Below are 26,223 nucleotides of genomic sequence, written 5' to 3' on the forward strand. Positions count from 1 at the left end.
CGGCTCAGAGGTTGTCGTATTGCGGCATGCCCAGCACGTGGTAGCCGCCATCGACGCGGATGATCTCGCCGGTGGTGCAGGCGCCGGCATCCGAGACCAGATAGACCGCGGTGCCGCCGACCGCCTCGAGCGTGGCGTTGGAGCGCAGCGGGGTGTTCTGCTCGGTGAACTTGTAGGTCTTGCGGGCGCCGCCGATGGCCGCGCCGGCCAGCGTCTTCATCGGGCCGGGCGAGATCGCGTTCACCCGGATGCCCTCGGGGCCGAGATCGTTGGCCAGGTAACGGGTGGTCGATTCCAGCGCCGCCTTGGCCACGCCCATGACGTTGTAGTTCGGGAACACCCGCTGGCTGCCGTCATAGGTGAGGGTCAGCAGCGTGCCGCCATTCTCGACCATCAGCGGGTGAGCACGGCGCGCCACCTCGATGAAGCTGTAGCAGGAAATGTCGAGCGAGTTGCGGAAGTTGCTGCGCGAGGTGTTGAGAATGCGCCCGGTGAGCTCGGACTTGTCCGAGAAGGCGATGGCGTGGACCACGAAATCGATGGTCGGCCAGCGTGCCGCAAGGGTCTCGAAACCCGCATCCAGTGAGGCGTCATCGGTGACATCGACATCGACCATCAGGTCGCTGCCGACGCTCTCCGCCAGCGGCTGCAGGCGCTTGCCAAAGGCCTCGCCCTGGTAGGTGAAGGCAAGCTCCGCACCGGCCTCGTGCAGGGCGCGCGCGATGCCCCATGCGATGGAGCGGTCATTCGCCACCCCCATGACCAGCCCGCGCTTGCCCTTCAGAAGCTCCGACATGTTCTGTAATCCGCTGTTAGGTATCAAAAATCAGTCACGGTAGCGGCTCAGAAGCATCGAGCCATTGGTGCCGCCGAAACCGAAGGAATTGGTCATCACCGTGTCGAGCCCGGCATCGTCGACGCGTGCCGTGGCGATTTCGGCCGGCGCCAGCGCCGGGTCGAGCTCGTCCACGTTGATCGAGGGGATGATGAAGTCGTGCTGCAGTGCCAGCAGGCAGTAGACCGCTTCCTGCGCGCCGGTGGCGCCCTGGCTGTGGCCGGTCATCGACTTGGTCGAGGAAACCGGCGGGGTCTGGCCCTCGCCGAAGACGCGGCGCACCGCCTCGATCTCGCCGACATCGCCGACCGGGGTCGAGGTGCCGTGAGCGTTGATGTAGCCGACCTTGCGGTCCTCGGGCAGGGTCTGCAGCGCGAGCCGCATGGCACGCTCGCCACCCTCGCCGGAGGGGGCAACCATGTCATGGCCGTCCGAGGTCGCGGCGAAGCCGGTGACTTCGGCATAGATCTTGGCGCCGCGGGCCTTGGCGTGCTCGAGCTCTTCGAGCACGAGGATGCCGCCGCCACCGGAGATCACGAAGCCGTCGCGCCCGGCGTCAAAGGCGCGCGAGGCCTTGTCGGGGCTGTCATTGTACTTCGAGCTCATCGCGCCCATGGCATCGAACAGGCACGACAGGGTCCAGTCGAGCTCTTCGCCGCCGCCGGCGAACATCACGTCCTGCTTGCCCATCATGATCTGCTCGGCGGCGTTGCCGATGCAGTGCAGCGAGGTCGAGCAGGCCGAGGTGATCGAGTAGTTGATGCCCTTGATCTTGAACGCGGTCGACAGGTTCGCGCTGACCGTCGAGCACATCGCCTTGGGCACCGCGAAGGGGCCCACGCGCTTGGTGCCGCCGCTCTTGAGCACGGTCTGGTGCGCGGTCAGCAGCGCCGAGGTCGAGGGGCCCCCGGAGCCGGCGATCAGGCCGGTGCGCGGGTTGACCACATCGGACTCCTCGAGCCCGGAATCGGCGATCGCCTGCTGCATGGCGATATGGGCATAGGCCGCACCGGGGCCCATGAAGCGCAGGGTGCGCTTGTCGACATGCTCGGAGACGTCGATATCGACGGCCCCGGCGATCTGGCTGCGGAAGCCGTGTTCCTTCATCTGTTCGTTGGCAGTGATGCCGGAGCGGCCTGCCTTCAGCGAGGCGAGGACTTCTTCGGCGTTTGTGCCAATGGACGATACGATGCCCAGTCCGGTGACGACGACGCGACGCATGGTGCCTCCCATATGTTTGTTGGGGGCTATGTAGGGCATGGGGCAGGGGGGACGCAAGCGGCGGATTGCCTCTGCGGAACCGGGCCGTACCCCTCAGCGCAAGGCCCGGCGACGGCGCAGCGGCTCGCTTTCCACGGCCATGCGCTGCACGTATTTCAGATGCCCGATGGCGCTCAGGACGTCCTGATGATCGCGGCGCTGCTCGAGATAGTCGGACAGGCGCAGCAGGTTCACGGGCTGGCGTGCGACCAGCGTCTTGATGCGCTCCACCGCGGTCTCGACCGGGTAGTGCAGCACGAGCTGCGCGGCGGTCTGGGTGGGGGTCAGGAGGTAGTAATCCTGCGCCCGGCGCGGCGTGTCACGCACCGCGTCGAAGGGCGAAGCGCCAAGCGCGCGAAAGCGCGGGATGTGCATGCGGATGTCGAGGGCCGAGTTCTCGAGGATCGAGCCTGTCGCCTGCCGGAAGCCGAGCGGCTCCAGGCGCCGGGTGGCGTAGGCGCGCATCGGGCCGGTCATCATGTCCATGTCGGCGCGATCATAGCGCAGGTCGTCGAAGACCGAGACCAGCCGCCATGCCGGGTCGGCGAGCATGAGGCAGGGGTCCTTGGCAAGGCTTTCGAGCGCCTCGCGCAGCGTCTCGGCACGCTGCCGGCCGTCCGCGTCGAGCGGTACGAAAGCGCTGTAGCGGGGGCGGCGCAGCAGGCGCTTGGCGATCCGGGCGATCATTGCGGCTCTCCGTTTCTGCGCAGTCGCGGCACGCTGGCGCGCTGGACAAAGAGGCGCCGCCGCTTACGTCGCAAGCTAGGAGCAAACGAGCGAGGGACCAGTCCATGCTGCAGGACAAGCGAAAGGATCTGGACGCGGAGAAGCGCAAGACGCTGCTCGAGCGCCTGTTGCAGGAGATCGGGCGCGAGCAGCCGGATCTCTACTACCAGTCGACCAGCGAGATCGCCCAGCGGCTGAAGCAGCACATCGCCAGCGGCGCGGCGCTGCATCCCGAGGATCGCAAACTGGTGGAGCGGCTGAGCCCGCGCGACATCGCGGTTCTGCTCAGCCTGCATTGAGGGGCGCCGCTGCGGCGCACCCTCCTGACCGATCAGCTCTCGGAGAGCGCGACCTTCATGTCCTTGACCTGGTAGATCACTTCGCCATCGGCCTCGACGATGCCGTCGGCCACGCCCATGGTCAGGCGGCGGGTCTGCACGGCCTTGGTGAAATCGATCTTGTAGGTCAGCATCTTGCGGTCCGGGCGCACCATGCCGGTGAGCTTCACCTCACCCACGCCAAGCGCGTAGCCGCGCCCCTGCCAGCCGCGCCAGCCGAGGTTGAAGCCGGTCAGCTGCCAAAGCCCGTCGAGCCCGAGGCAGCCGGGCATGATCGGGTTGCCCGGGAAGTGGCAGTCGAAGAACCACAGGTCGGGGGTGATGTCGAACTCGGCCAGCACGTGGCCCTTGCCGTGAGCGCCGCCATCTGCCGAGATATCGGTGATGCGGTCCATCATGAGCATGGGCGGGGCCGGAAGCTGCGCATTGCCCTCGCCGAACAGCTCGCCGCGGGAACATTTCAGCAGGTCTTCCTTGCCGAAGCTGGTGGGATAGTCTGCCATCGATGACTGACCCTTCGTGTCGTGGGTTTCAGGTTTGGCACCCTCTATCACCGTGAAAGTGCGGCTTGCAAGCCTGCCGCGCCGAGGCGCCGCCTCTGCGGATCGGGAGTTTTCGTTTGAAATCCGGCCTGCTCACTCCTTATATATGTCAGGCGGATGAACGTATCGGATGAGGCAATGACAGCAGAGGCCGTTCAGAGAGGCACGCAGTGGTTGGCACAGGCAGAACTGCGCCCGACACGGCAGCGCTTGGCGCTGGCGGCGCTTCTGGTTGGCGACGGGAAGAACCGCCATGTCACCGCCGAGAGCCTCTTTGCCGCGGTGAAGGAGCAGGGCGAGAGCGTGTCGCTGGCGACGGTCTACAACACGCTGCGCGCGTTCTGCGATGCCGGGTTGATGCAGGAAGTCACCGTCGACGGCACCCGCAGCTATTTCGACACCAACACCCATGAGCACCCGCATTTCTACTGGGAAGATGACGGTCACCTGACCGATGCTCCCGCCGAGGACATGGTCATCGCGCGTCTGCCCGACGCCCCCGAAGGTGCCGAGATCGCCTCGGTCGACGTGGTGATCCGCCTGCGCAAGCGCGGCTGACCGCGCCGCTCACCGGCGCCCGTCCCCGCCCCGCCCCGCGAAACGCCCTCACTGCCGGCTGCAGTGACCAAGTCATTGCCGCGCCGGTCAGGAACCGCGCGGCGTCGCTGGTCGTTGATCTCCCAAAAGGAGACATCGCATGACCCGCACACTCACCCTTCGCAGCATCGCCCCGGTCACCCACGACACCTACAGGCTCACCTTCGACCGTCCCGCGGATCTTGACTACACCCCCGGGCAGGCGGCGCACATGGCGCTCGATCAGGAGGGCTGGCGCGACGAGATCCGCTCCTTCACCATGACCTCGCTGCCGGGCGAGGAGCAGCTTGAGTTCGTCATCAAGTCCTACCCCGAAGACGCCGAGGGCCATGGTGGCGTGACCGCCCGCATCGCCCGGCTGCAGCCCGGCGATACCATGCTGCTCGAGGACATCTGGGGCGCGATCGAGGGCAAGGGCGACGGCGTCTTCATCGCCGGCGGCGCCGGGGTGACACCGTTCATCGCCATCCTGCGCGACAAGCTCGCCCGCAAGGGCACGCTCAAAGGCAACACTCTGGTGTTCTCCAACAAGGCCGAGCGCGACATCATCCTGCGCGACAGCTTCGAGAAGATGCCCGGTCTCGAGACCTGCTTCCTCGTCACCGAGGAAGAGGACAGCCCGCTGCACCGCGGTCAGATCGATGCCGACCTGCTCGGCAAGCACGTCACACCCGGCAAGGACATCTGCTATATCTGCGGCCCCGACGCCATGCTCGACGACATCGCAGAGGCGCTCACGTCGATCGACGTGCCCGAGGGCGACATCGTCATGGAGCAGTTTGACTGAGCCTCAGGCCCTGAGGTCACGCACGTAGAACAGATCGGTCTCGGGGCCCCTGGGGCCGATCACCGTGTTCGGCATCCGCCCGTGACGGACAAAGCCGTGGCGCTCGTAGAAGCGGATGGCCCGCGCGTTGCGCTCGGCCACGCAGAGCTCGAGTTGCCAGACGCCGAGCGGGCGCACATGGTCGACGATCGCACCCAGAAGCTGCATCGCGGCGCCCGAGCCATGCAGCGCGGGACGGATGTAGAAGGCTCCGATCTCCACCCGGTGCGCGGCACGCGCGAAGGGCAGGCGGCGCAAGCCCACCATGCCGCAAAGCGCCGCCCCGTCGAAGAGCCCCAGCGTCATGCCCTCCGACAGGGTTTGCGCCACCGTCTCCGGGCTCATCGCCTGCACCTCGTCCGGCGTGCTGCAGAAGGCGTCCGGGTAGCGCTCGACCGCCTCGAGGCAGAGCGCGGTGTAGGCGGTCGCGTCATCCGGGCCAAGCGCCCTGACGCTCAGAACCATTGTCCGGGCTCCATCAGCCCCAGATCGAGAAGCTGGCGTGAGTGCCATTCGAACTCGGTCGAGTTGTGCCAGCGGAAATCGTGGATGTCGAAGGTGCTGCCGGGGTTGCGCTTCAGCGCCTTGGCAATGCGGAACGACACCAGCGCCGCAGTGAGGTTGTTGTGCCACGGGCAGGCGTAGGTATTGTATTCCTCGTCCGAGAAGGTGTGGTCGTCGCGCAGTTTCAGCCCCGGTTTGGCCCGGAACAGGGCGATGCGGTCGATCTTGCGCCGCGTCTCGGGCACGTGCTCCTCGTAGCGCCAGCGCAGCCCACCGAAGAAATCCAGCTGCCGTTCCTTGGGATGATTGTGCCGCGCCGCGTCGTTGCGCGTCTGGGCGTAGTACCCGGAACGGTCGAGATAGGTGTCGTCGAGCGACACCGCGTCGGGAGACCGCTGCAGGTCGCCGGCATAGAGGTCGATCACGTAGGTGAGCATCGCGTCGCGCCGCTCTTCAGTGTGAAAGGCGAGCATCTCGCTGACCGAGCGGGTCTCGCAGTAGGGGTAGAACAGGTACTCGGCGTTGTAGCAGTAGAACATCCACAGCCCGGGCCCCGCCTCGATCACCGCGTCGACGGCCCTTGGCACGGCGCGCTTGAGGCGCAGGTCGTAGTCGATCCGGTGCACGCGCGCGCGCAGGTCCTTCGCCATGTCGAATTGCGGTGGCATGAAGGCGATCACGCAGCCGAAGCCCGATTGCAGGGTGTGGCGCAGCGTGGTGTCGATCTCGGCCTCGTCCTCGCAAAACACCATCGCCACCGGACCGGCTCCCAGCGCGGCCTTCGCCTGGCCAAGGAAATCTGCAAGGCTCTCGTGATGCATCGTCTGTCTCTTTGCCGGCTGTGCGCTCAAGGATTGGTGAATTCGCAGGGCTTTGCAAGCAACCGGGGCAGGCCGCCTCTGTCCGCCGTCCTCACTTTATTGCTGGCCCGCGCATCCTATGCCCCCTTGTCTTCTTCTGGCCGGACATGTCCCCGCCGGAGGCCTTTTGTGTCGACCACGGCGCGCGACGCCGGACCAAGCGCCTTGCGCCCCCAATACCACCCCCAACGCCACCTCGGACAGCGCATCCATACCAGCCCGACGCCCTTGGCTTCTCTTCGTCAAAAATACTCCCGCCGGAGGCCGGCCGGGCTTCGCGGGCGGGTGCGCCTCCCGGAGAGACGCGCCACCCCGGGTCCCACGCCCCTCCGCGCACCCTTTTCACGCGCCCCGTTTTGCGCTATCCGCCCGCCCTTGAACCGCGCGACCGGGAGTCCCTCTCATGACCCAGCCCAAGAAGCTCTTCATCAAGACCTATGGCTGCCAGATGAACGTCTATGACAGCGAGCGCATGGCCGAGGCCATGGGCGGGCAGGGCTATGTCCAGACCGACAGCCCCGACGACGCCGACATGATCCTGCTCAACACCTGCCACATCCGCGAGAAGGCGGCGGAGAAGGTCTATTCCGAGCTCGGTCGCTACAAGGGGCTCAAGTCCGAGCGTCCGGACCTGAAGATCGGCGTGGCGGGTTGCGTGGCGCAGGCCGAGGGCGAAGAGATCATGCGGCGCCAGCCGATGGTTGACCTCGTGGTGGGGCCGCAAAGCTATCACCGCCTTCCCGAGCTCGAGGCGAAGGCGCGCGGCGGCGAGAAGGCGCTCGACACCGACTTCCCGGAAGAGGACAAGTTCGAGCGGCTGAAATCCCGGCCCAAGGCCAAGCGTGGCCCGACCGCCTTTCTCACCGTGCAGGAGGGCTGCGACAAGTTCTGCGCCTTCTGCGTGGTGCCCTATACCCGCGGTGCCGAGGTCTCTCGGCCGGCCGATCGCGTGCTGACCGAGGCCCGCGACCTCGTCGAGCGCGGCGTGCGCGAGCTCACCCTGCTGGGCCAGAACGTCAACGCCTATCACGGCCATGACCGCGGCCTTGCCGGGCTGATCCGCGAGCTGGCAAAGATCGACGGGCTCGAGCGCATCCGCTTCACCACCTCGCATCCCAACGACATGGATGACGACCTGATCGCGGCGCATGGCGATTGCGACAAGCTGATGCCCTACCTGCACCTGCCCGTGCAGGCGGGCTCGGACCGGATCCTCAAGCGGATGAACCGCCAGCACACTGCCGAGCAGTATCTGCGGCTCATCGAGCGCCTGCGCGCGGCGCGCCCCGACCTGCACCTCTCGGGCGATTTCATCGTCGGATTCCCGGAAGAGACCGAAGAGGATTTCCGCGACACCATGGCGCTGATCGAGGCGGTTCAATACGGCTCCGCCTTCTCGTTCAAGTATTCCGAGCGCCCGGGCACCCCGGCCGCCGAGCGCCCGCAGGTCTCCGAGGCCGAGAAGGACGACCGTCTGCAGCGGCTTCAGGCGCTGCTGACCCGCCAGCAGCGCGCCCTGCAGGACGCCATGGTCGGCCGCGAGGTCGGCGTGCTGTTCGAGAAGGCCGGCCGCCTGCCGGGCCAGATGGTCGGCAAGTCCGACTACCTGCACGCTGTGCACGTGGCGGCGGAAGGGCTGCAGCCCGGCGATCTTCGCCCTGTCACGATCGTCGAGAGCGGCCCGAACTCGCTGAAAGGCGTGCTCGTTTGAGGCGAGCTTCGGCGCTGCCCTGCAGGCGTCGCGGTTTTTGCGTTTCTGCTTTGGACAATGCCGGGAAGATCGGTGGTTTGTCCCCTCATGCACCACAATATATGGTGGTTTTTCCTTCACAGGGCGGAAATGTCTGCTACTGTCTTGCCTTAGAGTAAATATTGCAGCGTTTGCCTGCCGCCCGCGCCCGCGCGGGCTTGGCGGACATCAAGCACAAGGGGACAGAGGCTGTGGCAAAACGCATTTCCAAAGCCTTCAGAGGGGTGGTCGGCGCACTGGCGCTGGCCTGTGCAACCGCGGCCGGCTTCAGTGGCCCGGTGGCCGCCGACAGCGACGGCGCGGCTCTGAACACACCGGTGATTTCAACCCAGAACACCCGGACCATCCGCGGTGAGCGCTACGTGCCCGGGATCTCGCTGTCGCCGGACGGCTGCGAGATCTGGGTGATGGATGACGGCGCCGAGGGCTACGCGGTCTCGCGCATGACCCCGGACGGGCGTCCGGTCTGCCGCGACATCAACGTCTGCGGCACGCTCAACACCGACCAGTACTTCGCCACCGACAAGTACTACATCTCGCCCAAGGGCAAGGCGCGGCTGGAAGAGTTCTTCAACAGCGCCACCGCCTTCGGCTTCATCATTGCCGGTCACACCGATGCCCGCGCCAGCATCGAGTACAACCGCCGCCTGAGCTACAATCGCGCCAACGCGGTGGCCTCGGTGGCGCGCGGCACCGGCGCCCGCATCATCGACGTGCGCGGTTACGGCGAGGAATACCCGGTGGCGACCAACCGCACCGTCGAGGGCATGGCGAAGAACCGCCGCGTCGAAATCCTGTGTGTGCGCTGAGGAGACGACCATGAAGACTGTACGCATCGTTCTCGCCCTCGGCACCGCGCTGGTACTCGCCGCCTGCGATGCCGGCCCCGACAAGAGCCAGGACCGCAACACCATTGACCGCGACGATCTCTCGCAGCTCAAGTGGGGCGTCTGGGTCGACCCCGACGGCTGCGACAACTGGATCGCCGACGATGGCGTCGAGGGCTATCTCGCCCGCCGCTACGACCGTTACGGCAAGCCGGTCTGTTCCGGCGTGGCGCCGCCGACCGTGGCCACCGGCGACTTCAAGCAGGGCGCGAGCTCGGTGATCGGCGATCCGATCTGATCCGGTGCAGAGCCTGACGCAGAGACACGACCGCGCGGTGCCCATCGCGCGGTCGTTTTGCGTCTGCGCAGGGCGTGGGCGCATCGCGGGGCTTGCCCTTCCCCGGGCCGCTTGGCACGATGGGAGCGACTCTAGGCGCAGGAGACATGCGTGACGACAGGCACTCTGACAGAAGCCATCCTCGAATTCCCCGACAACCGGCTGCTGATCGATCTGTGCGGCGAATTCGACCGCAACCTCACCGATATCGAGACCCGGACCGGGGTGCAGATCCTGCGCCGCGGCAACCAGCTCGCGATCCACGGACCCGAAGAGGCGCAGGCCGCCGCCCGCGAGGTGCTCGGCGCGCTCTACCAGCGGCTCGAGCAGGGGCGCTCGGTGGGCCGGGCCGACATCGACCGCGAGTTCCGCCTCGCCCCCGAGCCCGAGGAAGAGGCCAGCGGCGGCCAGCTCGAGATGTTCGAGGGCGGCAAGGTCGAGATCAAGACCCGCAAGAAGCTGATCGAGCCGCGCACCGACGCCCAGAAGGCCTATGTCCGCTCGCTCTACCAGCACGAGATGTGCTTCGGCATCGGCCCCGCCGGCACCGGCAAGACCTATCTCGCCGTCGCCGTGGGCGTGAACATGCTGATCACCGGCGCGGTCGACAAGATCATCCTGTGCCGCCCCGCGGTCGAGGCCGGCGAGCGCCTCGGCTTCCTGCCCGGCACGCAGGAGGAGAAGGTCGATCCCTACATGCAGCCGCTCTACGACGCGCTGAACGATTTCCTGCCCGGCAAGCAGCTCGCCAAGATGCGCGAGGAGAAGACCGTCGAGATCGCGCCGCTGGCCTTCATGCGCGGCCGCACGCTGTCGAACGCCTTCGTGGTGCTCGACGAGGCGCAGAACGCCACCACCATGCAGATGAAGATGTTCCTGACCCGTCTCGGCGAGGGCTCGCGCATGGTGATCACCGGCGACCGCACCCAGGTCGACCTGCCGCGCGGCGTGCCCTCGGGCCTGCAGGATGCCGAGCGTCTGCTCTCCGCGATCGACAAGATCGGCTTCAACTACTTCACCGGCAAGGACGTCGTGCGTCACCCGCTGGTCGCCGCCATCATCGAGGCCTACGAGCAGGACGTCGCGGGCTGATCCTCGCGGCGCGCCTGCCTCTTGCGCGCCAGCCGCCAGCCGCTATACGCCCCATGTCCTTCTCTGGTTGAAAAATACCTCGGGGGAGTCCCGGACGCAGGTCCGGGGCGGGGGCAGCGCCCCCGGCTGCGACGTTGACACAAGCAGGACCAGGCCCTGATGCTGACCGACACTCTCCTCGAAGACCCGCGCTGGCAGGCGGCCGGCCTCGAGGCCTTGGCCGAGCGCGCCGCCTGCGCCGCATTGTCGCATCTCTCGCTCGACCCCGAGCGCTTCGAGATCGCCGTGCTGGCCTGCGACGATGCCCGCATCGCCGAACTGAACGGCGATTTCCGCGCCAAGCCCAAGCCCACCAACGTGCTGTCCTGGCCGTCGGAGGAGCGTGACCCCGAAGAGCCGCCGGAAGGCGGTGAGGACGGCATGCCGGAGGAGCTGGGAGACATCGCCATCGCCTGGGAAACATGCGCCCGAGAGGCCGCCGAACAGGGCAAGCCGCTGGACCATCACATCATTCACCTGATGGTGCATGCCACGCTGCACCTGCTGGGCTACGACCACATCAGTGACGCGGAAGCCACGGTGATGGAAACTCTCGAGACGGAAATACTTGGCAAAATGGGTATCGAGGACCCATATTCGTAACGCTTGGGGCAACGGCCCCGTTTTTGGATAGGAACAATGGGCGATAACGACGGCTCGTCTACGGCAGCGCAAAGCGCGCAGCAGCTGACAGATGCACCCGCGGGCGATGGACTTTTCCGCCGCCTTATCAAAGCGTTGAAACCGGAGGAGGAGCATGGCCAAGAGGCTGGCGGCGCCTCCGTTACGGTCGCCATGCCGCGTCCCGGCATGATGAACCTGCGCCGCATGCGCGTCGAGGACGTGGCGATTCCCAAGGCCGAGATCGTCGCGGTGCCCGACACCATCACCAAGTCCGAGCTGGTGCAGGTCTTCCGCGACAGCGGCATGACCCGCCTGCCGGTGTTCTCGGGCACGCTCGACACGCCGGTGGGCATGGCGCACCTGAAAGACTTCGCGCTGCGCCACGGGTTCAACGGCAGCGAAGAGGATTTCGATCTCAACAAGATCCTGCGCCCGCTGGTCTTCGTGCCTCCCTCGATGCCGATCGGCGTGCTGCTCACCAAGATGCAGACCGAGCGCCGGCACATGGCGCTGGTGATCGACGAATACGGCGGGGTCGACGGGCTTGTGACCATTGAGGACCTGATCGAACAGGTCATCGGCGAGATCGAGGACGAGCACGATATCGACGAGGGCCGCAATTTCTTCCGCGAGAAATCCGGCAGCTGGCTGGCGCTGGCCACCACGCCGCTCGAGGAGTTCGAGGCCCAGACCGGCATCGCCCTGACCGCCGACGAGGAGATCGACGAGGAAGAGATCGACACGCTTGGCGGTCTGGTCTTCATGCTTGCCGGCCACGTCCCGGCGCGCGGGGAGGTGGTGCCGCACCCGGGCGGCTTCGATCTCGAGGTTGTCGACGCCGATCCGCGCCGCATCAAGCGCCTGCGCATCCGGCCGCACGAGCAGACCGCAGGTGCCGGGCCGAGTGCCGTGCGCCCGGCCGAGCCCGTCGCGCCGCTTCAGGCCGAGCCGCGCGCCGAGGCCTCCGCCGAGGCGCAGAGTGCCTGACACGCAAGGGCGCTCGCGCAGCCGTCTCCAGACTTTGGCGCAGCTGGCGCTCGCCGTGGCGGCGGGCGCGGCTCTGGGGCTGGGGCAGGCGCCTTGGGCACTGACCTGGATGGGCTTTGCCGGCCTGCTTGCCATCGTCGCCCTGTTCGCGCGGTCACGCGGTCCGCGCGCGGCCCTGGCCACCGGCGGGGGCGCGGGGTTCGGCTATTTTGCACTTGTGCTCAACTGGGTCACCGAGCCGTTCCAGGTCGATGCCGCCACCACCGGCTGGATGGCGCCTTTCGCGCTGGCGTTGCTGGCCGCCGGGCTGGCGCTGTTCTGGGCGCTGGCCTTCTGGTGCGCTGGGCGCGCGGTGCCGCGGCGCCGGCTGTTCGCCCTCGTGGTGTTCTGGTCCACCGTCGAGCTGGCACGGGCCTATGTTCTGACCGGCTTTGCGTGGGCCACGCTCGGCTCGCTCTGGACGCCGACCCCGGCGCTGCAATGGGCGGCATGGATCGGCACGCACGGGCTCACCGTCCTCACACTTGGCAGTGCCGCTCTGCTCGTCGCGGGGCTGCGCGACCTCCGCCTTGGCTGGCCACGTCTCGCCGCCGGCCTTGCCGGGCTTGCGGTGCTGGTCGCAGGCGGGACTGCGATCACCCCGCCGCTGCAGGATCTCTCCGGGCGCCCGGTGGTGCGGCTTGTGCAGCCCAACGCCCCGCAGCACCAGAAATGGGACCGCGCCTTCGTTCCGATCTTCTTCGAGCGCCAGGTGGAATACACCGCCGCGCCAGCCAGCGAGGGGCTCGACCGCCCGGCGCTCACCGTCTGGCCCGAGACCGCTCTGCCGATGCTGCTGGAGAATGCCGAGGACGCGCTCGCCCGCATCTCTGACGCCGCCGGCCCGGCCAAGGTGGCACTCGGAATCCAGCGCGTCGAGGAGGGCACGTGGTTCAACTCGCTGGCGCTCGCGGGACCCGGCGGCGCGGTCGAGGCGACCTATGACAAGCACCATCTTGTGCCGTTCGGCGAGTACATGCCCTTTGCGGCGCTCTTTGCGAGGATCGAGGTCGGCGGGCTGGCGCAGCGGGCCGCCGGCGGCTATGGCGCAGGGCCGGGGCCGCGCACCATCGAACTCGGGCCCGATCTTGGCCGCGCGCTGCCGCTGATCTGCTACGAGGCGGTGTTCCCGCAGGACCTGCGCGCGCCACAGCGCCCGGACCTGCTGCTGCAGATCACCAACGACGCGTGGTTCGGCACCGTCTCGGGCCCGTACCAGCACCTCGCTCAGGCCCGGATGCGGGCGGTCGAGCAGGGGCTGCCGCTGCTGCGCGCCGCCAATACAGGCGTCTCGGCGGTGATCGACGGGGCAGGGCGGGTGCTTGACAGCCTGCCCCTCGGCGAGGCCGGTTACCTGGACACGCCCCTGCCGCCGCCGCTGCGCGTCACGCTCTACAGCCGCACCGGGGATCTGCCGCTGGCGATCCTGCTCGGGCTTCTGGCGTTTACGTTGTCTTTGCCGCGACGCCGGGTTTCGGTTGACGCCGAGTCCGCAACCACGTAGCGATAACCGTCATATCCCCGTCACAACGGCTTCCTGGCGTGACGGCTGGTACCCAATGGAGCAAATATGTCCCGACAGAATTACACCTTCACTTCGGAATCCGTGTCCGAGGGCCACCCGGATAAGGTCTGCGACCGGATTTCCGACGCCATCCTCGATGCGCTCCTTGCCGAGGATCCGCTGGCGCGCGTCGCCTGCGAGACCTTTGCCACCACCGATCGCGTGGTGATCGGCGGCGAGATCGGCCTGACCGATCAGGACAAGCTGCATGACTACATGCAGCGCATCCCCGACATCGCCCGCGCCTGCATCCGGGACATCGGCTACGAGCAGGACAAGTTCCATTGGGAAACCTGCGAGATCACCAACCTGCTGCACGAGCAGTCGGCCCATATCGCGCAGGGCGTGACCGGTGAGCGCGGCGACGAGGGGGCGGGCGACCAGGGCATCATGTTTGGTTACGCCACCAACGAGACGCCCGAGATGATGCCGGCGCCGATCCTTTATTCGCACGCGGTGCTCAAGCGCCTTGCCGAAGCGCGCAAGTCCGGCGCCGAGCCGCAGCTTGGCCCCGACGCCAAGTCGCAATTCTCGGTACGCTACAAGAACGGCAAGCCTGTGGGCGTGACCTCGGTGGTGCTGTCGCACCAGCATCTCGACCCGAGCCTCAGTTCGGACGACATCCGCGCCATTGCCGAGCCCTATATCCGCGAGGTGCTTCCCGAGGGCTGGCTCTCGAACGAGACCGAATGGTGGGTGAACCCCACCGGCACTTTCGTGATCGGCGGGCCGGACGGTGACGCGGGCCTGACGGGGCGCAAGATCATCGTCGACACCTATGGCGGTGCGGCACCGCATGGCGGCGGGGCGTTCTCGGGCAAGGACCCGTCCAAGGTCGACCGCTCGGCGGCCTACGCGGCGCGCTACCTCGCGAAGAACATCGTCGCCGCCGGCATGGCCGAGAAGGCCACGGTGCAGCTGTCCTACGCCATCGGTGTGGCCAAGCCGCTGTCGATCTATGTCGACACTTTCGGCACCGCCGAGGTCGACCCGGCGGCGATCGAGCGGGCGATCCCCAAGGTCATGGACCTGACGCCGCGCGGCATCCGCACCCATCTCGACCTCAACAAGCCGATCTACGAGCGCACCGCCGCCTACGGGCATTTCGGCCGCGCGGCGGATGCCGACGGTGGCTTCTCGTGGGAGAAGACCGATCTCGCGGACGCGCTCAGCCGCGAGGTCTGAGGCGGGCAGGGCCGCGCCCCTCGCAGGACACGGGCCACGCGCGGCGGCGATGCCGCGCGGGCCGCGTGCAAACGCGATGCCGCGCGGGCGAAGCTGGAGTGATACCGTGAGAGGGCGTTGCGGGATTGCCCCGCGCGCGGCTTGACGCTAAAGCCCCCGGCCATGACCAGTTCGAACAAGCATCCCGGCGCCCCGTGGCGCAACTTCTATGGCCGCGTGAAGGGCAAGACGCTGAAGGCGTCGCAGGAAGCCTATCTCGACGAGGATCTCGCCAAGCTGTCGCCCGGTGCGGTGGACTGGGACGAGAACCCCGAGCGCGCGGCGCTCGACACGGGCGCGATGTTCGGCGGCAAGCCGGTCTGGCTCGAGGTGGGGTTCGGCGGCGGCGAGCACATGGTGCACCAGGCCGCGACCTATCCTGATGTCGGCGTGATCGGGTGCGAGCCCTTCATCAACGGCGTGGCGATGCTGCTCGGCAAGATCCGTCGGGCCGGCGTCGAGAACGTCAAGGTCTATCCGGGCGACGTGCGCAATCTCTTCGACGTGCTGCCCGAAGCCTCGATCGACAAGGCCTTCCTGCTCTATCCCGACCCCTGGCCCAAGGCGCGCCACCATCGGCGCCGCTTTGTCACGCCCGAGCATCTCGAGCCGCTGGCCCGCGTGCTCAAGCCCGGCGCCGAGTTCCGCGTCGCCACCGACATTCCCGACTACGTGCGCCAGACCATGGTCGAGGTGCCGAAGGCGGGGTTCGAATGGCTGGCCGAGGGGCCGGCGGACTGGCGCGAGCCGTGGGGCGACTGGATCTCGACCCGCTACGAGCAGAAGGCGCTGCGCGAAGGCCGGGTGCCGCATTACATGACGTTCCGCAAACGCTGAGCGGGGGAGGGGCGCTGCCCCTCTTGGCGCGCTGCGCCAATTCACCCCGGAGTATTTGAGAACGAAGAGAAGACAGGGGCGCGGGCGGCTGCTATCAGCGCCGTGAGCGATAACAGAGCAGGAAGCGAGGGGGCGAGATGTCGAGCCACGGGGAAGCCATTCCGATGATTGCACGCCGGTCCAGGGGGCTGAGCGGCGAGGCACATGTGCCGGGGGACAAGTCGATCTCGCACCGGTCGCTGATCCTCGGTGCCATGGCGGTGGGCGAGACCCGGGTCACCGGGCTGCTCGAGGGGCAGGACGTGCTCGACACGGCCAAGGCGATGCGCGCCTTCGGGGCCGAGGTCGAGAAGCGCGGCGACACCTGGCACGTGAACGGCGTCGGTGTCGGCGGGTTCGCCGAGCCGGAGCAGGTGATCGATTGCGGCAACTCGGGCACCGGGGTGCGGCTGATCATGGGGGCGATGGCCACCACGCCGATCACCGCGACCTTCACCGGCGATGCCAGCCTCAACAAGCGCCCGATGGCGCGGGTCACCGATCCCCTCGCGCTGTTCGGGGCGCAGGCGGTGGGCCGCGAAGGTGGCCGGCTGCCGATGACCATCGTCGGCGCGCGCGATCCGCTTCCCGTGCGCTATGCCACGCCGGTGCCGTCGGCGCAGGTCAAGTCCGCGGTGTTGCTGGCGGGTCTGAACGCGCCGGGCGAGACGGTGGTGATCGAGCGCGAGGCAACGCGCGACCATTCCGAGCGCATGTTGACCGGTTTCGGCGCCAAGGTCGTCACCGAGGAGACCGAAGAGGGCCGGGTGATCACGCTGACCGGCCAGCCGGAACTCAAGCCGCAGGTCATCGTGGTGCCGCGCGACCCGAGCTCGGCGGCCTTTCCGGTCTGCGCCGCGCTGATCACCGAGGGCTCGGACGTGCTGGTGCCCAATATCGGCCTCAACCCGACCCGCGCGGGCCTGTTCTTCACCCTGCAGGAGATGGGCGCGGATCTGACCTTCGAGAACCCGCGCGAAGAGGGCGGCGAGCCGGTGGCGGATCTGCGGGCGCGGTTCTCGCCGGATCTCAGGGGAATCGAGGTGCCGGCGGAGCGCGCCGCCAGCATGATCGACGAGTACCCGGTGCTGTCGGTTGTGGCGAGCTTTGCCGAGGGCAAGACCCATATGCCGGGCGTCAAGGAGCTGCGGGTCAAGGAAAGCGACCGCATCGACGCCATGGCGACGGGGCTGCGTGCCAACGGTGTCGAGGTCGACGAGGGCGAGGACTGGTGGACGGTGCATGGCCGCGGCCATGGCAACGTGCCGGGCGGGGCCGAGACGGCGAGCCATCTCGATCACCGCATCGCCATGTCCTTCCTTGTCATGGGGCTGGCCACGACGGAGCCGGTGCGGGTCGATGATGGTGGACCGATCGCGACATCCTTCCCGATCTTCGAGCCGCTGATGAGCGGGCTTGGCGCGGTGATCGAGCGGCTCTGATGCGCCGCCTTCTGCCGCCTCTCGCGGCCTTCGCCGCGGCGATGCTGCTGCTGATGTGGTGGTATGCGGGCAAGGTGCTGATCCCGGCAGCGGGCGGGCTGATGCCGCTCGACATGCGGCTCCTGGGCTTCTCGGCGGAGGCGGCGCAGGCCTATGTGGCCGCGCTCGAGGGACGCGGGCGCGCGGTTTACCTGCTCGAGATGCGGTGGCTCGACACGGGCTTCATGTGGAGTTTCGCGCTTCTGCTGGCGCTCGGGCTGCTGCGGTTCAGCCGGGGCAGGCCCCTCTGGCTGCGGGCGCTGCTGCTCTTGCCGGTGGCGGCCTATCTCGGGGCCGACTGGGCCGAGGGGCTGACGGTGCGCGAACTGCTGCTGCGCGGGCCGGAACAGTTCCTGCCGCTTCTGGCGGAGTGGGCGGCGCTGTTCACCCGGCTGAAGACCGGCTTCGCGGCGCTGTCGCTTGGTCTGCTTGCCCGGCTGTGCTGGTTGGAGCGGCGCCAGGGTTGAAGCCCCCGGCCGCGCTCGCCATAACGGCGGGACGCATCAAGGAGGCAGCGCCATGAGCTTCACCATCGCCATCGACGGGCCGGCAGCCGCCGGCAAGGGCACCATCAGCAAGGCCGTCGCGGCGCATTTCGGCGTCGGGCATCTCGACACCGGGCTGCTCTACCGCGCCGTGGGCAAGCGCATGCTCGACGGGGTCGAGCCCATCGAGGCGGCGCTGGCGCTGGTGGCAGAGGACCTCGAGGCCGAGGGCCTGCGCACCGCCGACGTGGCGCAGGCGGCGAGCAAGGTGGCGGCGATCCCCGAAGTGCGGTCGGCACTGGTTGATTTCCAGCGCGCCTATGCCCGGCGCGCCGGGGGCGCGGTGCTCGACGGTCGCGACATCGGCACGGTGATATGCCCCGAGGCCGAGGCCAAGCTCTTTGTCACCGCCAGCGCCGAGGTGCGGGCACGGCGGCGCTACGCTGAGCTGAGCGCCGGCGGGGCGGAGACCGATTACGACACCGTGCTGGCAGACACCAAGGAGCGCGACCACCGCGACGCCACGCGCTCGGACGCCCCCCTGCGCCCGGCCGAGGACGCGGTGATCCTCGACACATCTACGTTGGATATCGACGCAGCGGTGGCGCAGGCCATCGCCGTGGTCGCGGCCAAACGCAAGGACGGAGACACGGCATGAAGACACGGCAAATCGGGGCGCTCGAGACCTCCTGCCTCGGCATCGGGGCGATGTCGTTCGCGGATTTCTACGGCGCCACCACGGAGGAGAACTCGCAGGCGATCCTCGATCTCGCCCACGAGCTGGGTGTGCGCCATATCGACACCTCGAACGTCTATGGCATGGGGCGCTCGGAGCGCGCCATCGGCGCCTGGCTGAGCGCCAACCCCGGCGCCCGCGAGCGCCTGCACATCGCGACCAAGGCGGGCATCACCCGCGACGCCGAGGGCAATCGCCGGTTTGACAACTCGCTGGCGCATATGGAGGCCGAGCTCGACGCCTCGCTCGAGCGTCTGGGGATCGACTGCGTCGATCTGTTCTACGTGCACCGCTACCAGGCCGAGATCCCGGCCGAAGAGGTGGCCGGCACCATGGGGCGGCTGGTCGAGAAGGGCAAATGTTGCAGCATCGGCTTTTCCGAGATCGCACCCTCGACGCTGCGGCTGGCCCATGCCGAGCACCCGGTCGCGGCGGTGCAGGCGGAATACTCGCTCGCCACCCGGCTGCCCGAGATGGGCATGGTGCAGGCCTGCGCCGAGCTCGGCGTGGCGCTGGTGGCGTTCTCGCCCGTGGGGCGTTCGCTGCTGACCGATCATCCGATCGACCGCGAGCGCATCGCCGGCAACCCGTTCCTCGCCAGCAATCCGCGGATGATGGAACCGAACTACACCCGCAACCTCGAGATCGTGGCGGGCTTCCGGGCGCTCGCTGCCGAGATGGGACTGAGCGCCGCCGGTCTCGCCATCGCCTGGGCGCTGCACAGGGGCGATCACGTGCTGCCGATCCCCGGCACCCGCTCGGTCAGCCATTTCCGCGAGCTGGTGCAGGGGGCCGAGGCCAGCCTGACCGCCGAGGATATGGGCCGCATCGAGGCGGTGCTGCCCGTCGGCTGGTGCCATGGCGACCGCTATTCGCGGACGCAGTGGATCGGGCCGGAGAATTACAGCTGAGTCGCCGGACGGCTCCACGAGGCCGTTCGGACCTGCCTCGCGGCGGGGGAAAACGCCGCGAAACCCTGCCAGAGCGGGGTTTGCGGCCGCTCGGGGCTTGATCCGGCGGGCGCATCGGCGTATATCGCGCGACGTCAAGACAGGCGCAAAGCTGCGGACAGGGAGGTGAGCAGGGTCGGAATCACACCGGCCCTCTTTGTTTTGTAGCGCCAGGACCGACCAACGTTGCCCGCTTTCAGTGGGGGACAGCCAAGACCGGCGGAGACAACCGCCCGGCCAGAAAACCGTTGTAAAGGAACAGAACGCCACATGGCTAATTCGACCATGGAGGAATTCGAGGCCCTCCTTAATGAAAGCCTCGAAATGGACACCCCGGACGAAGGTTCGGTTGTCAAAGGCAAGGTCATCGCGATTGAAGCGGGCCAGGCCATCATCGATGTCGGCTACAAGATGGAAGGCCGCGTCGATCTGAAAGAATTCGCAAATCCCGGCGAAGCTCCCGAGATCACCGTTGGTGACGAAGTGGAAGTCTTCCTCCGCGCGGCCGAGAACGCCCGCGGCGAAGCCGTGATTTCCCGTGAGATGGCCCGCCGCGAAGAGGCATGGGACCGTCTCGAGAAGGCCTATGCCGACGACGCCCGCGTCGAAGGTGCGATCTTCGGCCGCGTCAAGGGTGGCTTCACCGTCGACCTCGGCGGCGCGGTTGCGTTCCTGCCGGGTTCGCAGGTCGACGTGCGCCCGGTGCGCGATGCTGGCCCGCTCATGGGTCTCAAGCAGCCGTTCCAGATCCTCAAGATGGACCGTCGCCGTGGCAACATCGTTGTCTCGCGTCGTGCGATCCTCGAAGAGAGCCGTGCCGAGCAGCGTGCGGAAGTCATCGCCAACCTGTCCGAAGGCCAGACGGTCGACGGCGTGGTCAAGAACATCACCGAGTACGGTGCGTTCGTCGACCTGGGCGGCGTGGACGGCCTGCTGCACGTCACCGACATGGCATGGCGCCGCGTCAACCACCCCTCCGAGATCCTGTCGATCGGCGAGACCGTGAAGGTCCAGGTCATCAAGATCAACAAGGAAACCCACCGTATCTCCCTCGGCATGAAGCAGCTGCAGGAAGACCCGTGGGATCTGGTTGCGGTCAAGTACCCGCTGGCCTCGGTCCACAAGGGCCGCGTCACGAACATCACCGATTACGGTGCATTCGTGGAGCTGGAGCCGGGTGTCGAGGGCCTCGTTCACGTGTCCGAAATGTCCTGGACCAAGAAGAACGTGCACCCCGGCAAGATCGTCTCGACCAGCCAGGAAGTCGACGTCATGGTGCTCGAGATCGACCCGGCCAAGCGCCGCGTGTCGCTCGGCCTCAAGCAGACCATGCGCAACCCGTGGGAAGTCTTCTCCGAGACCCACCCCGAGGGCACGCAGGTCGAGGGCGAGGTCAAGAACATCACCGAGTTCGGCCTGTTCATCGGTCTCGACGGCGAGATCGACGGCATGGTGCACCTCTCCGACCTCAGCTGGGACCAGCGCGGCGAGGAAGCCATCCAGGAGTACCGCAAGGGCGACGTGGTTCAGGCCGTGGTCACCGAAGTGGACACCGACAAGGAGCGTATCTCGCTCTCGATCAAGGCACTCGGCGGCGACAAGTTCGCTGACGCGGTTGGCGGCGTGAAGCGCGGCTCGATCGTGACCGTCGAGGTCACCGCGATCGAAGATGGCGGCATTGAGGTGGAATACGAGGGCATGAAGTCCTTCATCCGCCGCTCCGACCTGTCGCGCGACCGCGCAGAGCAGCGCCCCGAGCGCTTCTCGGTGGGCGACAAGGTGGACGTCCGCGTCACCAACATCGACAGCAAGACCCGTCGTCTGGGCCTGTCGATCAAGGCACGCGAGATCGCCGAAGAGAAGGAAGCCGTGGAACAGTACGGTTCCTCCGACTCCGGCGCATCGCTCGGCGACATCCTCGGCGCAGCGCTCAAGGGCGACAACTGAGCCTGAGGCGCTGACGCGCTGAAGAGATTGGCCCCGCCGGAGCGATCCGGCGGGGCTTCTTGCATCTTGGGCACCGGGACTTGCATGGTTCCTTGACAGCCTTGGGTTGCGCGCGCAGGTTCAAGGCATTGTTCCGCCAAGCCATTGCGCCATGCCCGATCTTTCAATCCGTCCTTTTGTTGCCGCGCTGTGCCTTGCGGTTCCGAGTTGCGGCATCGCCCAGTCGCTCTCCGACATCACGCCTTTCGATCCGGAGGTCATGCACCGCACCGCACGCTACTGCGAGCGGCACTGGAACGAGATCTACGACGATCCCCGCCTGTCGGAGCTGTGCGTCGGCAGCTTCGTCTGCGGCGATGGCGGTTGCGAGACCGGGACCGTCATCGCGGTGGTGGCCCGAAGCCGCGAGGAGGAGATGCGCGCGCTTCTGGCGCGGCTGCCGGTGGAGGACATGACGCCCTGCGACCCGGGCGACCCGTACGAGCGCCAATATGTCGATCCGCTGGGCGGGGACGGCGCGCCGTTCGGCTTCAATGGCCAGACCGAAAAGCTCGAGGGCCGCGAGGTCGTGCCCTATTGCGGCAAGACCCTTCCGGGATACGAGGCCGACGTGGTCGTTGCCCTGCGCCAGATGGGCGGCGATGACATCGCCGCGATTCGCCGTGGCATCGGGGCCGGGGCAATGCCGGCGCAGCTGCGCCTCACAGCGCCGCAGTTCGCCGCGATTCGCGACGCCGGTGCGCTGCCGCTGCGGGCGCCGCTGGTCGCCGCCCTCGAGACCGCCACCGGCCTGCCCTGCGAAACCACCGCCCGGCAGACCTGCGCCGTTACCGCCGAGCGCGGCCGTCTGAAGGCGCGGCTGCTGTTCCCCGATGGCGCGCTGACCGGGCGGGCAGGGCATTGGGAAGAGGCCTATCTCGAGCTCTACCCCACCAACCCGTCGGGCGATCTCTACGAGCTGAGCGTCGACATGCCGATCACCGCGATCCGGCGTTGGCCCGGCGACCGGCGCAAGCCGGTGGACGGTTTCCAGTCGCTCGACCGCGACGGCGGCTTCGCGGCCTTCCGGCAGGGGCTGATGTCGGCGGTCTCGGACGCGCTCGAGGATGGCCGGATCGGGGGCGAGTGAGATGTATCAGCGCAGCGCCCGGGCGCTCTTTGCCCTTCTGGTCGTCATCGTTCACGTGGCCTTCGTGTCGTTCTGCGCGGTCTACCTGCAGAGCCGGATCACCAAGATCGAGACCTATGTCTCGACCATCGCGGTGTTCCTGCCGGTCTTCGGCATCTATGTCGGCGTGGTGGTGAAATCGGTGGGGCTTGGGAAGGGGCCGCGCGGGCGCAAGGTCAGCGGGCTGTTCCTTGCGCTGATGTCGATTCTCTTCGTCGCCTACGTGGCCGGCAATGGCTTCGTGCTGTGGAGCTACGAGACCGGGTTCATCGGCAGCGAGGACCTGTTGCCGGCGGCGGTCTCGCTGGTGGAGAGCGCCTTCGGGGGCTTCTTCACCACCCTGTTCCTGACGCTCTTCGGGCAGGGGCAGGACGCCGAGCGGGACTGAAAGGCGAGGCGAATCGCATTTTGAAACGGAGATGTTTCCGCGGTGCAGCATTGCGCCTCCGGGGCCATGATCGGCCTCTTCGTGCGGTCAGGGCTGACAAAGTGCTGCTTTCCAATGCTTTTCCGCGTGATCAGCCGGTTTCCATTTGGCGCGGGAGCGCGAAGTGTCGTAGAACTCGAACAGCGCGAAAAGACGCAGTGAGGGGATGTGCGAGGATGATCAGGTCTGAATTGATCCAGAAGATCGCGGAGGAGAACCCGCATCTCTACCAACGGGACGTGGAGCGGATCGTGAACACGATCTTCGAGGAGATCACCAATGCCATGGCCCGGGGCGACCGGGTCGAACTGCGCGGTTTCGGTGCCTTCTCGGTCAAGAAACGCGATGCGCGGCTCGGGCGGAACCCCCGCACCGGAGAAGCGGTTGAAGTCGAGGAGAAGCACGTGCCATTCTTCAAGACGGGCAAACTGCTTCGTGACCGGCTGAACGGAAAGTAAGACAAGAACATGCGTTACATTCGCTATGCGTTTCTGGGCGTTCTCGCGATCGTCCTCGTGGCCATCGCAATGGCCAACCGCTCGATGGTGGAGCTCACGCTGCTGCCGCCCGACATCGCGACCCTGCTGGAGTTCCAGCAGACCCTGAGCCTGCCGTTGTTCCTCGTGTTCTTCGGCGGCATCCTGTTTGGCCTGCTGATCGGGTTCTTCTGGGAGTGGCTGCGCGAGCACAAGCACCGCGCCGCCGCCTCCGAGCGCAAGGCGGAGGTCCGCAAGCTCGAGCGCGAGCTGAAGAAGACTCAGGCCGAGCGCGACAAGGACAAGGACGAGGTCCTGGCGATCCTCGACCAGAGCGCCTGACGGCGATCTGAGTCGCCGGGGCGCGCTGCGTCCCCGGCCGCATCGCCTGGCGGAACGGATCGGAGGGGGCGCTGCCCCCGTCGCAGCGGGGCTGCGACTCCCCCGAGGTATTTTTGAACCAGAGAAGACAGGGCCGTGCGCCGGCCGGAGACGGGGGTGTGATGAGCGAGATTCGCGTCAAGATCTGCGGCCTCACCCGGCCGGAGGACGTTGTTGCCACGGCCGAGGCCGGGGCGAGCTATGCGGGCTTCGTGTTCTTTCCCAAGAGCCCGCGGCACGTAAGCGTGCCGCAGGCGCGCGAGCTGGCGCTGACAGCGCCGGTGGGGCTTGCCAAGGTCGGGCTCGTGGTCAATGCCGACGATGCGCTGCTCGACGAGATCCTCGAGCAGGTGCCGCTCGACATGTTGCAGCTGCACGGACGCGAGAGCGTTGACCGGGTGGCGGAGATCCGGTCCCGCTACGGGCTTCCGGTGATGAAGGCGGTGGGCGTGGCGAGCGAGGCGGATCTGCCGGCGCTGCTCGACTACGGCAAGGTGGCTGACCAGATTCTCGTCGATGCCAAGGCACCGAAGGGCGCGGCGCTGCCGGGCGGCAACGGTCTGGCCTTCGACTGGCGGCTGATCGCCGGGCGGCGCTGGCCCTGTCCTTGGATGCTCGCGGGGGGGCTGACCCCGGCCAATGTCGGGCAGGCCATCGCGATGACCGGGGCGCGGCAGGTGGATGTCTCGTCCGGGGTCGAATCGGAGCCCGGCGTGAAGGATGCCGCGCGCATCAGCGCCTTCCTGCAGGCGGTCAGCGATGCGGCCGAGGCGGTGTCGGTGCCGCGGCTCTGAGCGGCGCTTGCGTCCCCGCGCCGCGGAGGCCGCGTCGGGGCTGGTCTCCGGCGGCGAAACGGTGCTTCTCTCTGGTTTGAGCCAGGGAGGGGCGCCATGCGGTTCTCGGTCCGTCACGAAACCATCTACAGCTACGACACGCCGGTTGTGCTGGCAGCACACAGGCTGCGGCTGACGCCGCGCGGCGATTGCGGCCGGGTGCTGTCCCGCGGGCTGGAGATCCTGCCGGAGCCCGCGATGATGCGCGAAGAGGTGGACGCTCACGGCAACCCGCTGGTGCTGGTGGAATTCGGGCCGGGCGCAAGCGATCTGCTGCGCATCGATAGCGCGTTCGAGATAGAAACGCGGCAGGCCACGCCGCCCGGGGCGCAGCGCTTGCCGCGCCTTCCATGGCCGCGCCTGGACGATGCGCCGGACGCATGCCTGACGGGGCGCGATCCGGGCCCCGAGGTGCGGCGCTTTGCCGAGGGTCTGGCCGAACTGGCGGGCCGGGACGCGATGGGGTTTCTCGAGCTCCTGACCGCTACGCTCTACCAGCGCACCGACCGGCGCATCCGGCAGGACGGGTATGCCCAGAGCCCGCAGGAGACGCTTGAGCGGGCGCAGGGCGCGTGCCGGGACCTCGCTGTCCTGTTCATCGCCTGTTGTCGCCTGATGGGGCTGCCAGCGCGCTTCGTGAGCGGGTATCAGGCGCAGGCCGAAAGCGTCGACGGGCAGCGCCACCTGCATGCCTGGCCGGAGGTCTGGCTGGGGCAGGCGGGATGGCAGGGATTCGATCCCACCCATGGCACGCGGGTGCGCGACGGGCACGTTGCGCTATGCGCCGCGCCGGAGCAGGGGGAGACCATGCCGGTGGAGGGCGGCTATTATGGCCCGCCCGTGGCGGCGCGGCTGCGCTACCGGGTCGAGGTGGAGGTGAGGGCGTGACGGGTCCGGACGGGCGCGGCGGATACTCTGCGCGCACAGGCGCCGAAAAGCAGGGGCTCGAAAAGCAGAAAGGCCACCCGAATGGGCGGCCCTTTCAATACTCTCGTGATCCTAGGATCGTCTCAGCCCTGGCGGGCTTTGAAACGACGCTGGGTCTTGTTGATCACGTAGACGCGGCCCTTGCGGCGCACAACGCGGCAGTCACGATGGCGCTTCTTGAGCGAGCGGAGCGAGTTTGCGACCTTCATTATGGTCTCTCCTCTTGTCGCGGCGCGCGAGCGCCTGGCGTTGCGGGACCTACCGTGGGCGCGACCCCGCGGAGGTGGTGAATTAGGACCATGGTGGGCGGTACTGGGATCGAACCAGTGGCCCCTACGATGTCAACGTAGTGCTCTACCGCTGAGCTAACCGCCCTCTCATGGCCTGCGCGATACCCGTGTCTCCGTGCCCCAGAAGTAAGTGGGGCGCGGGAGAACCGCGCCGGTGGAGCGCTCTATAAGTGGAGTCGGAGATGGTGGCAAGGGCTTTTCTGGCAAAGAATGCCGGTTTCCATCCCGCGAAGAAAACAGGCTTTTTGCCCTCGCGAAAATCGCGCTAAACTATG

At 67.4% G+C, this 26,223-nt stretch carries 30 protein-coding genes, 1 tRNA gene and 1 riboswitch; of the genes, 23 read left to right on the forward strand and 8 right to left on the reverse strand.

Annotation, left to right across the window (positions count from 1 at the left end):
* Positions 1–4: 4 nt before the first annotated feature.
* From JF542_RS01465 to JF542_RS01475, 3 genes are all read right to left on the reverse strand, one after another.
* Positions 5–796: an enoyl-ACP reductase FabI gene (locus tag JF542_RS01465; RefSeq protein ID WP_007792328.1), complete on the reverse strand. Its 792-nt coding sequence runs from the start codon at positions 794–796 to the stop codon at positions 5–7.
* 30 nt (positions 797–826) lie between these two features.
* Positions 827–2,056 carry a beta-ketoacyl-ACP synthase I gene (gene fabB / locus JF542_RS01470; protein ID WP_040545002.1) on the reverse strand — a complete coding sequence of 410 codons (1,230 nt, stop codon included), beginning with the start codon at positions 2,054–2,056 and terminating at the stop codon, positions 827–829.
* A 93-nt stretch (positions 2,057–2,149) separates the two neighbouring features.
* Positions 2,150–2,782 (reverse strand): hypothetical protein, encoded by a 633-nt coding sequence (locus tag JF542_RS01475; RefSeq protein WP_207074457.1) that lies wholly within the window; start codon positions 2,780–2,782, stop codon positions 2,150–2,152.
* Positions 2,783–2,886: 104 nt separating this feature from the next.
* On the opposite strand from JF542_RS01475, the gene JF542_RS01480 reads away from it, so the two are divergent.
* Complete coding sequence (locus tag JF542_RS01480) at positions 2,887–3,120, forward strand: hypothetical protein (protein WP_207074458.1); 234 nt, start codon at positions 2,887–2,889, stop codon at positions 3,118–3,120.
* A 32-nt stretch (positions 3,121–3,152) separates the two neighbouring features.
* On the opposite strand, the gene fabA is transcribed toward JF542_RS01480, so the two are convergent.
* Positions 3,153–3,662, reverse strand: coding sequence for a bifunctional 3-hydroxydecanoyl-ACP dehydratase/trans-2-decenoyl-ACP isomerase (gene fabA, locus JF542_RS01485; protein WP_007792321.1), 510 nt, complete (start codon positions 3,660–3,662; stop codon positions 3,153–3,155).
* Positions 3,663–3,839: 177 nt separating this feature from the next.
* Here fabA and irrA point away from each other — a divergent pair, with 177 nt between their 5' ends.
* Positions 3,840–4,259: an iron response transcriptional regulator IrrA gene (irrA, locus tag JF542_RS01490; RefSeq protein WP_040544234.1), complete on the forward strand. Its 420-nt coding sequence runs from the start codon at positions 3,840–3,842 to the stop codon at positions 4,257–4,259.
* A gap of 139 nt (positions 4,260–4,398) precedes the next feature.
* Entirely contained in the window at positions 4,399–5,085 is a 687-nt protein-coding gene (locus JF542_RS01495; RefSeq protein ID WP_207074459.1) for an FAD-binding oxidoreductase, read from the forward strand.
* Between the two features lie 3 nt (positions 5,086–5,088).
* Here JF542_RS01495 and JF542_RS01500 read toward each other — a convergent pair whose 3' ends face one another.
* Positions 5,089–5,589: a GNAT family N-acetyltransferase gene (locus JF542_RS01500; RefSeq protein ID WP_207074460.1), complete on the reverse strand. Its 501-nt coding sequence runs from the start codon at positions 5,587–5,589 to the stop codon at positions 5,089–5,091.
* Positions 5,580–6,449, reverse strand: a complete 870-nt coding sequence (locus JF542_RS01505) for a hypothetical protein (protein ID WP_207074461.1) — start codon at positions 6,447–6,449, stop codon at positions 5,580–5,582. The genes JF542_RS01500 and JF542_RS01505 overlap by 10 nt, the downstream gene beginning before the upstream one ends.
* Positions 6,450–6,891: 442 nt before the next feature.
* Between JF542_RS01505 and miaB the strand changes: the two genes are divergently transcribed.
* The 20 genes from miaB to JF542_RS01605 all read left to right on the forward strand — a co-directional run bounded on the left by miaB (position 6,892) and on the right by JF542_RS01605 (position 25,619).
* Positions 6,892–8,199, forward strand: a complete 1,308-nt coding sequence (gene miaB / locus JF542_RS01510; protein WP_207074462.1) for a tRNA (N6-isopentenyl adenosine(37)-C2)-methylthiotransferase MiaB — start codon at positions 6,892–6,894, stop codon at positions 8,197–8,199.
* 230 nt (positions 8,200–8,429) lie between these two features.
* Positions 8,430–9,047 (forward strand): OmpA family protein, encoded by a 618-nt coding sequence (locus JF542_RS01515; protein WP_207074463.1) that lies wholly within the window; start codon positions 8,430–8,432, stop codon positions 9,045–9,047.
* A gap of 10 nt (positions 9,048–9,057) precedes the next feature.
* Positions 9,058–9,363, forward strand: a complete 306-nt coding sequence (locus tag JF542_RS01520) for a hypothetical protein (protein WP_007792303.1) — start codon at positions 9,058–9,060, stop codon at positions 9,361–9,363.
* Positions 9,364–9,513: 150 nt separating this feature from the next.
* Positions 9,514–10,494, forward strand: coding sequence for a PhoH family protein (locus tag JF542_RS01525; protein WP_207074464.1), 981 nt, complete (start codon positions 9,514–9,516; stop codon positions 10,492–10,494).
* A gap of 159 nt (positions 10,495–10,653) precedes the next feature.
* Positions 10,654–11,136, forward strand: coding sequence for an rRNA maturation RNase YbeY (gene ybeY / locus JF542_RS01530; protein ID WP_207074465.1), 483 nt, complete (start codon positions 10,654–10,656; stop codon positions 11,134–11,136).
* A gap of 36 nt (positions 11,137–11,172) precedes the next feature.
* On the forward strand, positions 11,173–12,144 hold the full coding sequence (locus tag JF542_RS01535) for a transporter associated domain-containing protein (RefSeq protein ID WP_207074466.1): 972 nt from the start codon (positions 11,173–11,175) through the stop codon (positions 12,142–12,144).
* Positions 12,137–13,687: an apolipoprotein N-acyltransferase gene (gene lnt, locus JF542_RS01540; RefSeq protein ID WP_340689128.1), complete on the forward strand. Its 1,551-nt coding sequence runs from the start codon at positions 12,137–12,139 to the stop codon at positions 13,685–13,687. The genes JF542_RS01535 and lnt overlap by 8 nt, the downstream gene beginning before the upstream one ends.
* Before the next feature lie 14 nt (positions 13,688–13,701).
* Positions 13,702–13,750: riboswitch (SAM-SAH riboswitch) on the forward strand.
* 3 nt (positions 13,751–13,753) lie between these two features.
* Positions 13,754–14,932: a methionine adenosyltransferase gene (metK, locus tag JF542_RS01545; protein WP_207074467.1), complete on the forward strand. Its 1,179-nt coding sequence runs from the start codon at positions 13,754–13,756 to the stop codon at positions 14,930–14,932.
* 162 nt (positions 14,933–15,094) lie between these two features.
* A complete protein-coding gene (gene trmB / locus JF542_RS01550) occupies positions 15,095–15,808 on the forward strand; it encodes a tRNA (guanine(46)-N(7))-methyltransferase TrmB (RefSeq protein WP_207074468.1) in 714 nt (237 codons plus the stop codon).
* Between the two features lie 137 nt (positions 15,809–15,945).
* On the forward strand, positions 15,946–17,289 hold the full coding sequence (gene aroA / locus JF542_RS01555; RefSeq protein WP_207074469.1) for a 3-phosphoshikimate 1-carboxyvinyltransferase: 1,344 nt from the start codon (positions 15,946–15,948) through the stop codon (positions 17,287–17,289).
* On the forward strand, positions 17,289–17,795 hold the full coding sequence (locus JF542_RS01560) for a hypothetical protein (RefSeq protein WP_207074470.1): 507 nt from the start codon (positions 17,289–17,291) through the stop codon (positions 17,793–17,795). Before aroA ends, JF542_RS01560 begins: the two co-directional genes overlap by 1 nt.
* A gap of 52 nt (positions 17,796–17,847) precedes the next feature.
* Positions 17,848–18,471 (forward strand): (d)CMP kinase, encoded by a 624-nt coding sequence (gene cmk, locus JF542_RS01565; RefSeq protein WP_207074471.1) that lies wholly within the window; start codon positions 17,848–17,850, stop codon positions 18,469–18,471.
* Positions 18,468–19,460 (forward strand): aldo/keto reductase, encoded by a 993-nt coding sequence (locus tag JF542_RS01570; protein WP_207074472.1) that lies wholly within the window; start codon positions 18,468–18,470, stop codon positions 19,458–19,460. Before cmk ends, JF542_RS01570 begins: the two co-directional genes overlap by 4 nt.
* Before the next feature lie 225 nt (positions 19,461–19,685).
* Positions 19,686–21,446, forward strand: coding sequence for a 30S ribosomal protein S1 (rpsA, locus tag JF542_RS01575; protein ID WP_224886485.1), 1,761 nt, complete (start codon positions 19,686–19,688; stop codon positions 21,444–21,446).
* Between the two features lie 151 nt (positions 21,447–21,597).
* Positions 21,598–22,575 (forward strand): hypothetical protein, encoded by a 978-nt coding sequence (locus JF542_RS01580; RefSeq protein WP_207074473.1) that lies wholly within the window; start codon positions 21,598–21,600, stop codon positions 22,573–22,575.
* 1 nt (position 22,576) lies between these two features.
* Positions 22,577–23,002, forward strand: a complete 426-nt coding sequence (locus tag JF542_RS01585; protein ID WP_007792273.1) for a hypothetical protein — start codon at positions 22,577–22,579, stop codon at positions 23,000–23,002.
* 215 nt (positions 23,003–23,217) lie between these two features.
* Positions 23,218–23,499 (forward strand): integration host factor subunit beta, encoded by a 282-nt coding sequence (ihfB, locus tag JF542_RS01590; RefSeq protein ID WP_007792271.1) that lies wholly within the window; start codon positions 23,218–23,220, stop codon positions 23,497–23,499.
* 9 nt (positions 23,500–23,508) lie between these two features.
* The gene (locus JF542_RS01595) at positions 23,509–23,859 is read left to right on the forward strand and encodes a LapA family protein (protein WP_007792269.1); all 351 of its coding nucleotides are present in this window, start codon (positions 23,509–23,511) and stop codon (positions 23,857–23,859) included.
* Positions 23,860–24,020: 161 nt separating this feature from the next.
* Positions 24,021–24,692, forward strand: coding sequence for a phosphoribosylanthranilate isomerase (locus JF542_RS01600; protein ID WP_207074474.1), 672 nt, complete (start codon positions 24,021–24,023; stop codon positions 24,690–24,692).
* Between the two features lie 96 nt (positions 24,693–24,788).
* Complete coding sequence (locus tag JF542_RS01605; RefSeq protein ID WP_207074475.1) at positions 24,789–25,619, forward strand: transglutaminase family protein; 831 nt, start codon at positions 24,789–24,791, stop codon at positions 25,617–25,619.
* Positions 25,620–25,741: 122 nt separating this feature from the next.
* On the opposite strand, the gene ykgO is transcribed toward JF542_RS01605, so the two are convergent.
* Positions 25,742–25,867 carry a type B 50S ribosomal protein L36 gene (gene ykgO, locus JF542_RS01610; protein WP_007792261.1) on the reverse strand — a complete coding sequence of 42 codons (126 nt, stop codon included), beginning with the start codon at positions 25,865–25,867 and terminating at the stop codon, positions 25,742–25,744.
* A gap of 91 nt (positions 25,868–25,958) precedes the next feature.
* Positions 25,959–26,033, reverse strand: a tRNA-Val gene (locus JF542_RS01615).
* Positions 26,034–26,223: the final 190 nt, after the last annotated feature.

The sequence above is a fragment of the Salipiger bermudensis genome (assembly GCF_017309175.1).
Taxonomy (GTDB): Bacteria; Pseudomonadota; Alphaproteobacteria; order Rhodobacterales; family Rhodobacteraceae; genus Salipiger; species Salipiger bermudensis.